A 15,832-nucleotide genomic window follows, 5' to 3' on the forward strand; every position below is an offset into this window, starting at 1 on the left:
GCCGTCAATCCAACTATTACTGCCGTTGTAAAGAGATCTTCAACATGGACGTTCGCCAGTACGCCTTTCTCGCTCGTCAGCCTGCTGCTGCCGTGAAATCCCGCGAGTCATTCCTCGGCATGCCCAAGCGCGGCCTGGCGTTCCTGCTGGCGAACGTCATGTTCTGGCAACCGATGTGGGCGCAGGCCGACGGCATTGTGGTGGCCAACCCCAACACCTCGCTGGATCGCGCCGGTAACGGCGTGCCGATCATCAATATCGCCACGCCCAATGCCAGCGGCCTGTCGCACAACCAGTTCTACGACTACAACGTCGGTGCGCAGGGGCTGATCCTCAACAACGGCTCGACGCAGAACAATCTCACCCAGCTGGGCGGGCACATCATCGACAACCCGAACCTGAAAAACAGCGGTTCGGCGCAGGCGATTCTCAACGAAGTCATCAGCGGCAACCCGAGCCAGCTGCGCGGCTACACCGAAGTGGCGGGGCAGTCGGCGCGGGTCATCGTTGCCAACCCTTATGGCATTACCTGCAACGGTTGCGGCTTTATCAACTCGCCGCGCGTCACGTTGACCACCGGCAAACCGGTGCTCGACAACGGTCGGCTAGACCGTTTTCAGGTTGATCAGGGTTCGGTGGCCATCGAAGGCGCGGGCCTTAACGCGACCAATGTCGACCGCTTCGAAATCATCACCCGCAGCGCAAAGATCAACGCGCAACTTCAGGCGCAGAACCTGACCATCGTTGCCGGTCGCAATGACGTCAACGCACAAACCCTCGATGCCACGGCCCGCGCCGATGACGGCAGCAGCAAACCGCAACTGGCCATCGATTCCTCGGCGCTGGGCGGCATGTACGCTGGCGCGATCAAACTGGTTGGCACCGAGGCCGGGGTCGGGGTGAAACTCGACGGCAAGCTGATTGCCAGCGGCGGTGATATTCAACTGGATGCCAACGGCCAGTTGAGTCTGGTCGACACCTCGGCCACCGGCGCAGTCAACGTCAAGGCCGCGAGCCTTGATGCACGCGGCCCGGTCTACGCCGGCACCGCGCTCAACGTACAAACCCAGGGCAACCTGACCAACCGCCAGACCCTCGCGGCTCGCGACAGCATTAACCTCAGTGCTGGCGGCCAACTGACCAACGCCGGCGCCATCGATGCCGGCGTCAATACCGACGGCAGCCGCAATGCCAACGGCGATCTGAGTATCACCGCGCAGAACCTCGACAACACCGGCAAAAGCCTCACCGCCAGCCGCAGTCTGACGGTCAACACCGCGCAAACCCTGAACAACCAGGGCGGCACGCTCAGCGGGCAAACCGCGGCCATTACTGCCGGCACACTGGACAACCGCAACGCCGGCAAAGTGCAGAGCAACACCACCCTGAACCTAAACGCCGCGCAGGTGCTCAACAGCCAAGGCGTGATCAACAGCAACGCCATTCTTGCCGCCAACATCGGCCAGTTGATCAACAGCAACGGCGAACTCAGCAGCCAGACCGACGCGGTTCTCAACGTCACCTCGCTGGACAACGTTGCCGGCCTGATGAGCGCCGGCCGTCTGCTCGACATCAGCGCCCTCGGCGCGATCAACAACCGCACCGGCAAGATCGGCGCCAAACAGACCCTCACGCTAAAAGCCCAACAACTCGACAATAGCCAGCAAGGCCAGTTGACCAGCGAAGGCACACTGACCACGCGGATCCGCGAGCAACTGAACAACCAGAACAAGGGCCTGATCCAGGCCAACGGCGCCATGGACGTGCAGGCCACGCGCCTGGATAACCGTGCCGGCAAGATTTCCAGCCTCAACACCCTGACCGTCAGCAGCGCCAACACCGACAACCGCGGCGGGACGATTCGCGCCGATCAGGCTGCCAAACTGCTGATCGACAACCTGGACAACCGCGACAAGGGCCGCCTCGAAAGCAAAACCGCGCTGACCTTCGACGGCAACACGCTGGATAACAGCAATGGCGGCCTGCTCACCGCAACCGGTCTGTTGAGCCTCAAAGCCAAAGCCGTGACCAACGACGGTGGACGGATTTCCACCAAGGGCGATATCGACGCCAACATCGACAGCCTCAATCAAGAACACGGTGAACTGGTCGCCGAAGGCAACCTGTTGCTGACCGGCAAAACCCTCAACAACCATCAGGACAGTCTGGTTGGTTCGCTCAAGACTTTGACCGTCAATGTCGAGCAGATCGACAACCGTGCCAGCACACTCTCCAGCCAGCTGGACCTGCACATCAACGGCGCACGGCTGGACAACAGCGATGGCGGCAAGGTGCTGTCCGACACCACGCTGGCGCTGAAGGTCGCGCAGATCATCAATGCCAGCAACGGCCTGATTTTCAGCAAAGGCGCGAGCACCCTCAGCGGCATCGGCCTGAGCAACGTTGGCGGGCGCATCGTCAGCCAGAACACTCTCGGGCTGACCTTTGACGAGACCATGGACAACCAGCAAGGCCTGATCAGCAGCGAAGGGCAGATGACCCTCAGCGCCGGCAGCCTCGACAACCGTCTGGGCAAACTGTCGAGCCTTGAAGCGATGGCGCTGACCGCCAGCGGTTCCGTGCTGAGTCAGGGCGGCCTGATCGTTTCGCAGAAAGGCCTGACCTTTAAAAGTGGCAGTCTGGATAACAGCGACAACGGCATCATCAGTGCCAAGGCCGATTCGACCCTGACCACCGGTGAGTTGAAGAACCGACAGGGCGGCAGTATCGCCACCGATGGCTCACTATTATTGACCGCCGCGCACCTGGACAACTCCGGTGGTAGCCTCGGCAGTCAGCAGAAACTCGAGGCGTCGGTGACCTCGCTGGAACAGGACGGCGGCGAGCTGTTCAGCAACGGCGACCTGACCCTGGACATGAACAACGGTCTGCTCAATAACCAGCGCGGCAATATCCATACGCCGGGCCAGTTGCTGCTGAAAAACCTCAAGGACGTCAACAACAGCGCCGGCGAAATCTCCGCCGCCAAGGCCTGGAGTGTCAACGCGCAAAGCCTGGACAACGACGACGGCAAACTGCTCAGCAACGAAAAGCTCACCCTGGTCATCGAGCGTGCGCTGAGCAACGTCAAAGGTGTGATCGCTTCCGCCAGCCTCGACAGTCGCAGCGACAGTCTGAACAACAACAGCGGTGACATTCGTGTACGCGGTGATGTCGATTTCCGCGTCACCGGAATGTTCGATAACCAGAACGGTGTGGTCATCGCCGACAACGGCCTGACGATTACGGCCGCGAGTCTGGATAACCGTCAGGAAGGTCTGATCGGTTCGACTAATGCGCTGAAGCTCAACGTCGAGCGTGTCGACAACCGCAGCGGCGAGCTGTCGAGCAAGAGCGATGTCAGCCTGATCGGCGCCTGGCTCGATAACAGCGACAGCGGCTACATGCTCGCCGGCGGCAATCTGGCGCTGACGGTCAACGACGTCATCAACCGCAATAAAGGCCTGCTGTCCGGTGATACCGGGCTGACGCTGAGCGGCGAGACGCTGGAAAACAGTGGTCGCCTGACCAGCCAGAAAGACCTCGCGATCAATCTCTCCGGGGATCTGAATAACGCACAGGGCAGCCTCGTCAACGAAGGCGCCCTGGCGATCAACGCCGCTAGCCTCAACAACGACGCCGGCACGGTCTCCAGCGCCAAAGCGCTGACCGTCGACACGCGTGGCGCCATCAGCAACCAGGGCGGCAGCCTGCTGACCGATGGCGATCTCACCCTCAACAGCAGCGCGCTGGATAACCAGCAAAAAGGTGTGATCAGCAGCAAGGCCAATCTCAGCATCAACACCGGTGCACTCAACAACAACCAGGCGAACATTTACGCTGACGACCACGTCGACATCACTGCCGCTCAGGTGACCAATACCGGTGGCAGCCTCGGCGCCGGCAAGACACTGACCGCCAATGTCCAGGGCCTCGACCAGCAGGGCGGCAAGCTGTTCAGCGGCGGGACTGTCAGCGTCGATCTGAACGGCGGCGCGCTGAATAACCAGGGCGGCGTGATTAACGCGCCGGACCAGTTACTGCTGAAAAACCTCACCGACGTGAACAACCGTGGCGGCGAGATTTCCAGCGACCAGGCTTTTGAACTGATCGCCAAGTCGCTGGACAACAGCGGCGGGCAACTGCTGAGCAACCAGAAACTCACCCTGACCCTCGACAATGCACTGACCTCGATCAAAGGCACGATTGCCGCCGCTGCATTGCAGGTTCGCGCGGAAAGTCTGGATAACAGCGACGGCGGTGTGTTGCTCAGTGACAGCGACATCGAGGTCAGCGTCGATGGCCTGCTGAACAACCAGAACAAGGGCAGCATTCGCGCCGCACAACAACTGACCCTGAACAGCACCGGCCTGAACAATCAGGGCGGCACGCTGGTCGGTGTCTCAGGCCTGAATATGGATCTGGGCGCCAGCGCGCAGGATCTGAATAACCAGGACGGTGTGATCAGCAGCAAAGGCGGGTTGAGCATTGCCCATCTGCGCGACCTGAATAACCAGAACGGCGTGATCAACAGCAAAGGCGTGCTGAGCATCGCCACCCTGCGTGACCTGAATAACCAGCAGGGCGAAATCTCCAGCGTCAACAGCTTCAGCCTCACCGGCAACCGTTTCGATAACCGCGGCGGCAACCTGATCAGCAACGATCAACTGACCGTAAAAGCGGCCGACCTGAACAACCAGAACGGTCTGCTCTCCGGCTGGAAAGGCGTGAGCCTCAGCGGCGGCACCCTCGACAACAGCCTGGAAGGCGCGATCTCCAGCCAGCTCGGCAACGTCAACATCGACCTCAGCGGCGCACTGCTCAACCACAGCAAGGGCGGCATCGGCGGCCTCGGCGAAGTGACCATCACCGCCGCCAGTCTCGACAACAGCGCCGGCACGGTCAGCAGTGACGGCAAACAAACCCTGACCATGGCCGGCGGCGCGATCAATAACGCTGCCGGAGGCTTGATCAAAAGTGGCGACACCCTCGACGTCCGCGCGGCCAGCCTGAACAACACCTCCGGCAACGTCATGGCGAAAAAAGCCCTGACCTTCACCGGCGGCCCGCTGAACAATACGAAGGGCAGTCTGGTCGGTGACGACAGCGTCACCCTCGATCTGCTCGGCGCCCTGACCAACGTCAATGGCGCACTCGGCAGCGGCGCTGCGCTGCTGATCAAACGCGCTGCCAGCGTCGACAACCAGGGCGGCCAGTTGATCAGCCAGACTCTGCTGAGCCTGCTCACCAGCGGCGATCTGAACAACAGCCAACGCGGCACCGTTTCGGCCAACGGCCAACTGGACCTCACCGCCGGCGGCACGTTGCGCAACGACGCCGACGGCCTGCTCTCCAGCCGCGATGCCGGCGTGTCCATCACCGCCGCCGCACTGAACAACGCTAAAGGCGCGGTGCAAAGCATGACCGCGCTGACCGTGAACACCGGCAACGGCGCGATCGACAACCAGGGCGGCAAAATTATCGCCCAGAACGGCGACCTGACCCTCAACGCTGCCAGCCTCGACAGCCGTGGCGGGGTGCTCTCAAGCCTTAACGGTTTGCTGCAAACCCGTCTGAGCGGCGTGTTGCGCAACGGTCAGGGCGGCAAGATCGAAGGCAGCCGCCTCGACCTGCAAGCACTGGGCGGTATCTACAGCGACAGCGGGCGCATCGCGGCCAACACCGGCAACATCCTGCTCAACGCCGGCGGCAACACCCTCGATAACAGCGGCGGCGGGATCTATGCCAAAGGCGTGGTGAAAACCATCGCCGGCCTGATGAGCAACAACAACGGCCAGATCAGCGGCAGCAGCATCGAGCTGGGTGCCGACGGCAACTTGAGCAACCGCAGCGGCCTGATCGAAAGCGCCAGCACACTGGCGATTCGCGCCGCCAATCTCGACAACCAGGGCGGCAAACTGCGCGCGCTCGGCACCAGCGGCAAAACCGATTTCCAGATCGGCAGCCTGTTCGACAACCGCAACGGTCTGGTGGAAACCGCCAACACCGATTTCACCCTTGCAGCCCCGAGCTTTCTCAATGCCGGTGGTTCAGTAACGCATGTCGGTCTGGGTGAATTCGGCATCTCCACCGCCAACGTGATGAACGCCGGCGGCTCGCTGGTGACCCGTGGCGGCCTGACGCTGAACGCGGACAGCTGGACCAACAGCAGCGTGATTCAGGCCGGGCGGTTGACGGTGAATGTCGGCAATTTTGTGCAGACTGCGAGTGGGCAGTTGCTGGCTTCCAATCAACTGGTGGGGCGTGGTGGTAACTGGACGAATGAAGGCTTGATTGCCAGCGATGGCAACATGGATATCCAGCTCTCCGGCAACTATGGCGGCAACGGTCGGGTGAGCAGCGTCGGCGATCTGGGGCTTACTGCTTCGCGCATTGACTTGAGCAATGTGGCGAGCATCACCGGAGCTTCCACCGCCACGATTACCAGCCGTGGCAACCTGACCAATCTGGGCCGACTCACCTCGGTCGACAGTCTGACCGTCAACGCCGCGTCGTTGGTCAACAACGGTACCTTGGGCAGCGCCGGCAATCTGCGGATCAACAGTGATTCGTTGCTCAACCAGAACGGGCTGATCTTCAGCGGCCGCGACATGAACCTGCGCGTGGGTTCGCTCACCAACCGTTATGCCGATATTTACGGCATGGGCAACATCAGCATTGCCCGCGATGACAGCAATGGATGGAGTTCATCGATCAATAACATTTCGGCGACCATCGAAAGCGTTGGTGATCTGAGTCTGGCGGCTGATCACATCGAGAACCGCAAGGATGTGTTTGAAGTAACCGGCGGGGCACTTATCTCCGGAGCCATCGGAGTTCGATGCGAAACCTGTACCGATTTCCGTAACATTTTTTACGAAACCCGCCTGCCAAGCCACATGGTGTGGGTCGAAAAATATCAGGCAACCGTCGTTCAGGATTCGGCGTCAGGCACATTGACCGCAGGTCGTAACCTGACCGGTATCGGGCGGGAGTTCATCAATAACGCCTCGGTGGTCAGTGCCGGGCGCGATATGACACTTAACGTTCAGGACTTCTCGAATAAGGGCGCCAGTGTCGGCGAATACATGGTCACTCGCTGGTTCGCTGCGCCAGGGCGTTTCGATGTGCCTTTCTGGAGGTCTGTCCTCAATTACAACGCTGCCAATGATCCGGATTACGATTCCGGCAAGACGGGGGTTTCCGACGGGAAAATCAAGATGATTCCCAACCTCCATACCTGGAACAAGGACAACGTCGAAACGTTGACCACGGTGGGAGGCCGTCACTCTGGGGGTGAAGCGGCAAATTTCTTCCTGTTCGGTTCGATCCTTCTCGATTACGACGGTAAGTTGTCTTTTCCCGCGCCGAGCTATAGCAGTGGGGTGCGCGTAGAAGCTCCTGACGTTGTCAAGAACGCGGCTTTTACCCAAAACACCATCACCGAAAGTAGCCCGACAGCCAATGCCAACGCTGTAGTTCAAGCAGGCGGCACCGTTTACATAAACGCCACGAACAAACTCGACAATGGCGTGGTTCGCAACGGCAATGCATCGGCCGCCGGCGCATCGCGTCTGGGTTCCACCCAACTGGCCGGCCAGGTCACGCCGACCGTCATCCGCATCAACTCACAGCTACCGCCAGACCTCGCCCAACAACAGGTCAACCCGCTGGCCTTGCCGGGCTTCACCCTGCCAACCGGCGATAACGGTCTGTTTCGACTCAGCCGCAAGGACGGCAGCGAACAATCGATCTCGCCGATCAAAGACTGGACGATCGGCTCGATCACGGCTGCATCCTCTGGACATACCACCGGAATGCCGGTCAGACATGCGACCGATTTCCAGATCGACAAAGACGCTCCGGTCTCGATGAAAAAACGCGATCTGGCGTTGAGTGATGCCGCTTCGCTGAATCTCAACGACAGAACGGCTCAGTTCAACGTGGGCGCAACTGCGGCTGACGGTCCGGTCGGTGTGCTGGTGCCTGGCCGTGGCAGCCCTTCCTTTGACGTACCGCGCGTACAAGGCTTGCCCGACACCAGCGTGCGCTCCAATCCGCACAAATACCTGATCGAAACCAACCCGGTGCTGACCAACCTCAAGCAGTTCATGAGCTCGGACTATCTGTTGGGCAAGCTCGGTTACGACCCCGACACCAGCGCCAAACGTCTGGGCGATGGCCTGTTCGAGCAGCGCATGGTCCAGCAGGCCGTGGTGGCCCGCACCGGCCAACGCTTCATCGACGGCCAGACCTCTGACGAAGGCATGTTCAAGTACCTGATGAACAACGCCATCGCCAGCAAGGATCAGCTCAACCTGTCAGTGGGCGTCACCCTGACCGCGCAACAAGTGGCGGCACTGACCCACGACATCGTCTGGCTCGAAGAGCACGAAGTGAATGGTGAAAAAGTGCTGGTGCCGGTGCTGTATCTGGCCCAGGCGAATAACCGACTGGCGCCGAACGGGGCGTTGATTCAGGGCGGCGACGTCACTCTGATCGCTGGCGTCAACCTCGATAACGCCGGCACGCTGCGAGCCTCCAACAACCTGTCGGCCGAAGCCGGTAACAACCTCACCAACACCGGACTGATCGAAGCTGGCGAACGCCTCACGCTCAAGGCCGGCAACGACATCATCAACAAGTCCGGCGGCATCATCTCCGGCAAGGACGTCAGCCTGACGGCCACCAACGGCAGTGTGATCAACCAGCGTGATGTGACCAGTGTCGATGTCAGCCGCGGTGGCAGTGTGTACCACCGTGACTATCTGGATAACGCTGCGCGGATCGAAGCGGCCAATGATCTTACGATCAAGGCTGGGCAGGACATCAACAACATCGGCGGGGTGCTGAAAAGCGGCCAAGACATGAAGCTGGATGCTGATCGCGATGTGAACATCACCTCGGTGCAGAATCGCAGCACCGATGCACGGGGCGGCAGTTACCTCAATCAGACGATCACTCAGCACGGCGCTGAAGTGAAGTCCGGGCGGGATCTGTCGATCAGTGCTGATCGGGACGTGGCGATTGTGGCCAGTCGGCTGGATGCCAAGCGCGATGTCAACCTGAATGCGGGCAACGATTTGCTGGTGACTTCCGCGGCGAATGAAAGCGAGTATGTAGCGCGCAGCAAACGCACGCAGGTCGAATCCCTCAATGTTTCCCAGCAATCGAGCGTTATCAGCTCGGGCCGTGACATTGCTGCCAGCGCCGGCAAAGACCTGAACCTGATTGCCAGTCGCATCAGCGCCAGCAACGAGGCGTACTTGTTCGCTGGTGATGACGTCAATATCGCGACGGCAGAAGACGTCGATTACGACTACTACTCGAAAACCAAAAAGGGCTCCTTCGGCAAGAAGAAATCGACGATGAGTGAAAGCGAGACGGTCTTGTCCGTCAGTTCGACAGTCGAGGCGGGTACCAAGCTGGTGGTGTCGGCAGGTCAGGACATTAATCTGACCGGAGCCAAGCTCAACAGTGATGGGACTTTGCTTACTACCGCGGGGCGCGACATCAACTTGTTGGCTGCTGAAGATTCTTACAGCCAAGCCAACGCGTCATCGAAGAAAAGCTGGAACAAGAGCAAGTCCAGCAGCAGTGAGCAGACGCAGACACGTCTGAACAGCACCGAACTCAGCGCCAAGGATATCGAGCTCAAATCGAGTCACGACATCACTTTGCAAGCGGCTGCCCTGCGCGCGGAAAACGAAGTGAAGCTGACAGCGGCCAATGATGTTCTGATCGGCACCGCTGAAGAAACCCAGACATCCAGTCAGTCCAAGAGCTCCAGCAAGACCGGGATGACAGTTACCGGCTGGCTCTCCAATACGCAGAAAACCCAGCAATCACAGCAATCATCCACACAGAGCATCGGCAGCGATATCAGCGCTGGCAGCATTCAGATCAACAGTGGCCGTGATTCTGTTGTTGAAGGCAGCACGCTGGTGGCCGACAAGAATATTGGCATCAATGCCGGGCGAAATCTGGAAATCACCAGTGCAGAGAACTCGGCGTCGTCCAGCTCGAAATCCGGCAGTAAAAAAGTCGGCGAGGTGGGCTCCTGGTGGCAAGGCGCGACCGGGATCGTCAAAACCAAAGAAACCGATGACAGCACTTCAACGCGCCAGTCGGGCAGTCAAATCGCCTCCCTCGGCGGCAATATTTCCCTGACCGCCGGGGATCATTACACCCAGAGCGCGAGCCAGTTGGTCACCCCTCAGGGTGACATCAGCATCAAAGCCAAGCATGTCGATATCGAGGCCGGATTCGACACGCTCAACACCAATAAAACCGCGAGCACCAGCCGCACGGCAATCGGCGGCACCGTCAGCATTCCGCTGGTCGATGCCCTGCGTGGCATTCAGCAAATGGGCGAAGCGGCGCAGAAAACCAGCGATGATCGAATGGTCGCACTGGCAGCGGTGAACGCCGCCATGAGTGCCAATCAGGCGCTGGATGCCGGACAGGCGATGATGCAGAACCCGGTGGGCGGGGTGAAGGTCAGTGTCAATCTGAGCAACAGCCAGAGCAAAATGAACAGCAGCCAGAGCGGCCGCAATGTGGTTGCCAGCGATGTTGTCGCGGGTGGCAACGTCAACATCGTTGCAACGGGAGCCGGTGCTGACAGTGACATCAATGTCGTAGGCAGCCGAATCGAAGGCGGCGGCGATGTCAGCCTGAAAGCTGACGGCGAAATCAATCTGTTGTCCGCACAAAACACCGCACATCAACAAAGCGCCAACAGCAACAGCGGCTGGAGCGCAGGCATCGGTTTTGGCTTCGGTGAAAGCAACGGCTTCACCTTCGAACTCGCCGCCAACGTGGGACGGGGCAATAGCGATGGCGATGACGTCACTCACACCAACACCTCGATCAAGTCCGGTCATACGCTCAACCTGGAGAGCGGTGGCGACACCAACATCAAAGGCGCTGTCGCCACCGGTGAAACGGTCAAGGTAAAAGTCGGCGGTGACCTCAATGTCGAGAGTCAGCAGGACACCAGCACCTATACCTCCAAACAGATGAGTGCGAACGTCGGCCTGAGTGTCTGTATACCGCCGTTCTGCTACGGCACCAGCAGCGTCAGCGGCGGTATTGCTGCGCAGCACATGCAAAGCGAGTACGCCAGTGTGTCCGAGCAATCGGGCATCAAGGCCGGCGACGGCGGCTTCCAGGTTGAGGTCAAGGGCAATACTGATCTGGTCGGGGCGATAATCGCCAGCACCGACAAAGCGGTCGCCGACGGCAAAAACACCCTGAGCACTGGCACGCTGACGAGTTCTGATATCAAGAACAAGGCCGAGTACGACGCCAGTAGCATCAATCTCAGCGGCGGCTACGGCTTCAATGTGAAGGGCGGCGGCAATGCCAGTGGTACCCCGACCCGAGGCGGGCCGGTCGTAAGCACCAAGGAAGGTGCGAACGCCAATACACCGATCGTCCTGTTTGCCAGCGGTGATTCAAGCAGCACCACGCACAGCGGGATCAGCGGTGCTGCAGTCACCATCACCAACGGTGCCAAACAACAGGAATTAACCGGCAAAACAGCTGAGCAAACCATAGCCGCGATCAATACGGATGTGTCCAGCGACCGTGACGGCAGCAACAAGCTCAAGCCGATTTTCGACGCCCAGGAAATTGGCGTGGATTTCGAAATCGTCGGCAAGTTTGTGCAGAATGTTTCGCAGTTTATCGAAAACCGTGCAAACGAAGCTGATAGCAAGAAGAAGGAGGCTGAAAGAGAGTACCTCGCAGCACATGACGACAGCCTTTCGCAGGAAAAAAAGGATGCCCATCATGAAAAATATGTAGAGCTCACTCAGCAAATCAAGGACATCAACAAGAACTGGGGGCCTGGAGGCACTTATCGGCAGATCACTACCGCGTTGGTCGCCGGGATCACCGGCGGTGTCACCGGTACTAGCGCGCAGTTCGCGCAAAACATGGTGGTCAATTACGTCCAGCAGCAGGGATCGGATTACATCGGGCAATTGGTCCTCAAGGGACTCAAAGAGGGCAGCCCGGTACACGCAGGCTTGCATGCGATTCTTGGTTGCGCAGGCGCTGCTGCCAGTAGCCAAAGCTGTTCGGCGGGTGCGTTGGGTGGAGCGGCAGCCAGTGTGCTGACAGCACTGTTTGCGGACCCTGATCCAAACGAAACAGCTGCGGATCGCGAAACCAAGCGCAACCTCATCACCAGCCTGGTGACCGCTATTGCTGCGGCTAGCGATCCAAGCGGTGCAGCGACGGCCAACAACGCTGCGATTGCAAACGTTGATAACAACTGGTTGGCAACGCAGCAGAAAATACAAAGAGATAAAGAGCTGGAAGCAGCGCCAAGTCTTATTGAAAAGATAAAGATATGGCGGAAGTGGGCGAGCGTTGATAGCACCCAAGATATGGCTACAGGCCTTGGTGTAATCATTGGCCTGCAGGAAGGTGGCTGGAGGGATCTGGATGGCCTATCGGGCTTCTTGGCAAGTCCGTTGGAGAGTCTCAGCGGTCTACGACAAATTGTCGAAAGCGAAGCGCTGCGAGCCAAGCTTGGTAATGCCGCGGTGGACAGTTTGCTCGCGACTATTGGTAGGATGGAGTACGCACTGGAGTTTGGTGGAACCGATCAGGCGTTGCAGCTTGGACGCGATCTAGGTTTGCTTTTGTATACCGTCGGTGGCGTTGTATCGGACGTAGGTGGTCTGGCAAAGGGAGCCGCCGCTTTAGGGAAGGTGGGAGTAACCGTTTCGAGTAAAACTTTGGGCCAACTTTTAGGAAAAGATGGAGCAGAGATTGGAGCAACAATCGCGCGTTTGGAATTGGACAGCGCGGGCAATCTGAAGTCAGTTGTCATGCCTAGCGGCGGGAAACTACTCAATCAATACAACCCGCTCAATCAAGGTCCTCTGCCAGCTTCGATTGCAGACACGTTCCGGAGCGCTACCTACGCAGAGGTCGTAACTCAGAAACCGACAACTTTGTATCGGGTATATGGAGGCTCGGCTAAGGAGCTTGGGGCTTATTGGACCGCGACAAAACCGACAGGCCCTGTGCAATCGATCATAGACAGTGCTTTGAATCCTCAATGGGGAAATACGGCGGTAAATGTGGTGAAGATTGAAGTTCCAGCAGGTACTAAGTATTTTGAAGGTGTAGCCGCCCCTCAGGGAGGGCTTGTGGGAGGGGGAAGTCAGGTTCTTTTTCCAAAAGACTTCAAAATTGATCCATCCTGGGTGAGATAAAGTATGGCGGGCTGTGGCTGGGAAGTAATAGAGAGCTTTTTTTCGCCGGACGAATACCGTCGATTTGTTGTTTGGATCAATAACCAAGTAGTAAATGGTCGAGTAGAAAGTGTTCGCGTATTAGATGATTACGCTGGACCTGGATTTGATGAGTTTTGGTTCAAGTGTTGTGATTCCGCAGAGGTTTGGAGATTGGTTGCGCCGCAACCTCCTTTTCGCGGATATTGGGGGCCAGTAGCAACTGAGGAGAATAATAGGGCGGAGGATAATGGGGCAGATCACATTTAAATGGGTAAATGGGGACAGACCACGTTTAGAAAGTGCTCCGAAAACGTAGTCTGTCCCCGTTTTACTCTGTGTTCGATCTCTGATGAAAAATTAATCTTCCAGACCCTTTTTGGCGGGCGTTTTCAGGAGGTTGGCAGGTGGACTTTGCATTTTTGCTGTTCGGCGCGGTAGGGCCGCTGAATGGAACTCTGGTCAGAGCACAGGCGTGCAGCCTGTTGGGCAGGGCTTCGAAGTGTTCAGAGGGATAAATGGGACAGACTACGTTTAAATAAACGTGGTCTGTCCCCGGTTCCGCTTGAATTTCATGGATCTTGCGAATTTTTTCAGGGATATCTATGACGATCTGGATGCGTTGCTCGTAAAACCAGTTTGGCCTGACATTCCCGAAGGGTTTGATTATGGAAAGAACTCGAATTAACGGGCCTTATCCTCTGGCTGGGAGGATATTGGGACAGACCACGTTTAGAAAGTACTGCGAAAACGTAGTCTGTCCCCGTTTTACACTGCAGGGAGTCATTTCGGGTGAAGAATTCGATGCGACGGTGAAGTTTCATCTGCTGCGCCCAGGGGAAACCTGGCTGAGCGATGACCTTGAGGGGTATGAAGAAGCAGTGCTTACCGTTGAATCGAGTGACAAGGGGTTTCTTGAGACATACGGGTAAATGATGGGAAATGATGGGGACAGACCACGTTTAGAAAGTACTCCGAAAACGTAGTTTGTCCCCGTTTTACTCCTGAAGAGGTTTGTATGCTTTGCCCAAGATGTCAGCAGGACTATGTTGTTAAGGCGAAAATCAAAGTAACCGAAGCTGTTATTTTCACTTGTCCGGAGTGTGATGCAACGTGGTTCAAGATCGAAGAAATCGGGGTTGTGCCTTTTCTGGATTACGCTACTTACATGAATAGTATTGGCCTTGCCGGAATATGGGAAGAGCTAGAGATTATTGCTGAAAGAATATGAGTTTAATTAATTTCGGGCGAGGAGTGAAAAGGTCAACGTGTCGTTAGGGACAAGCCTGCCCTAGATGACAGTGCGGTATAGCCTGCTCTGGGAGTTGGTGTAAATTCCCACGCTAGCTTCCCGGCGTTAGTGGGATAAAAGGGACAGACCCCGTTTAAATTAACGTGGTTTGTCCCCGGTTCTGCACGATTGATGGCAAGACCAAGTCTGTAGTGTTTGAGAACGAAGCCCGAAAAATACCGGAGATAATCGAGTGATTACAGATGATCTAGAAATCGTCAAAAAAATTTTTCAGATGGTCCACGAGGGTATTGTTCACGGATACGACGCCTTCCGTTACGAGATAGAGATGGGTGAAGGGTTCATGGAGGCCGAACTGACAGTCGAAAAAGACGGAGTTGAGGTAACGGACGCTGAAATCGATTTCGATGTCTCCGACGTGTATTTTTTGGCAAAAGATTTAAAGGCGAATGCCGTGCAGCGTGGCGAGCCCTGGAAATCTTTTGTCATGTCTTATCGCGACGGTGAGCAAGTGAAGACCAAATTCAATTATTGATTCACCCAAGTCTTTTCAAAACGTGACCTTATGTCCGGAACCACGGACGGCACTCGCCGTCCGTTTTTTTGCATTTGAACTACTTCGTTGCCTGCGCTTCGTGGCAGCATCTCGAAGCGTTTCCTCCTTCATACCGGAGGATAATGGGACAGACCACGTTTAAATAAACGTGGTCTGTCTCGAGGGATCAAAGGTCTTTAATTTATGACAGTTGTGAATGAAGAAGGCCATCTCCTGACTGTTATTGCTGGAATTGGCGTATTGGAGTGGCAAAAGTATCAACAGCGTTTTCCAAAAGTAAGGGTGGGGAATGAAATGCAGCGGGAGGATCATTCTGCGCTGCCACCCTTCATCGCTTTCAGGTTTGAGTGTATTAGCAAGGTTGATATCGACAAGTTGAAGGTCGCCGTGGAAGGCTACAAGGGGGCTTTATCATGGTCGATTGTTGGCCGGTCACGCGAAGGGCTACCCGGGATTAACTGGATGATTGCACCGTCAAGGATGTGGGAGGTGGGTGAGTGTGCTCTGCAAGCAAACATGACGGCAGCGGTCTATTTGTCCATTCATGAACCTTTACTTGCTCCGCTGGCATACAAGGATTTAATTGGACTTGCGGAACATGTTCGTTCTGCGGTAAATGGGGAAGACTACGTTTAAATAAACGTGGGCTGTCCCCGGTTCTGCCCCGGTTCTGCCGGTTCTGCGGTTGAACTAGTTGCTTGGGATTGGGCGATTGAAGTTGACAGGATGTCGAGGCCAACTGTGTCGAGTTTTTCCGCACACATTTAGAAG

4 protein-coding genes are annotated in these 15,832 nt (G+C 57.2%); all 4 read left to right on the plus strand.

Going from position 1 to position 15,832, the window contains the following annotated elements; genetic code table 11:
- Window positions 1-44: 44 nt before the first annotated feature.
- Window positions 45-13,235, plus strand: a complete 13,191-nt coding sequence (locus PspS49_RS12700; RefSeq protein ID WP_160039563.1) for a hemagglutinin repeat-containing protein — start codon at window positions 45-47, stop codon at window positions 13,233-13,235.
- A gap of 1,036 nt (window positions 13,236-14,271) precedes the next feature.
- On the plus strand, window positions 14,272-14,484 hold the full coding sequence (locus tag PspS49_RS12705; RefSeq protein ID WP_160039565.1) for a zf-TFIIB domain-containing protein: 213 nt from the start codon (window positions 14,272-14,274) through the stop codon (window positions 14,482-14,484).
- A gap of 253 nt (window positions 14,485-14,737) precedes the next feature.
- Window positions 14,738-15,040: a hypothetical protein gene (locus PspS49_RS12710; protein ID WP_095050112.1), complete on the plus strand. Its 303-nt coding sequence runs from the start codon at window positions 14,738-14,740 to the stop codon at window positions 15,038-15,040.
- Between the two features lie 204 nt (window positions 15,041-15,244).
- Window positions 15,245-15,697 (plus strand): hypothetical protein, encoded by a 453-nt coding sequence (locus tag PspS49_RS12715; RefSeq protein ID WP_160039567.1) that lies wholly within the window; start codon window positions 15,245-15,247, stop codon window positions 15,695-15,697.
- Window positions 15,698-15,832 lie beyond the last annotated feature (135 nt).

Source organism: Pseudomonas sp. S49 (assembly GCF_009866785.1).
Classification (GTDB): domain Bacteria; phylum Pseudomonadota; class Gammaproteobacteria; order Pseudomonadales; family Pseudomonadaceae; genus Aquipseudomonas.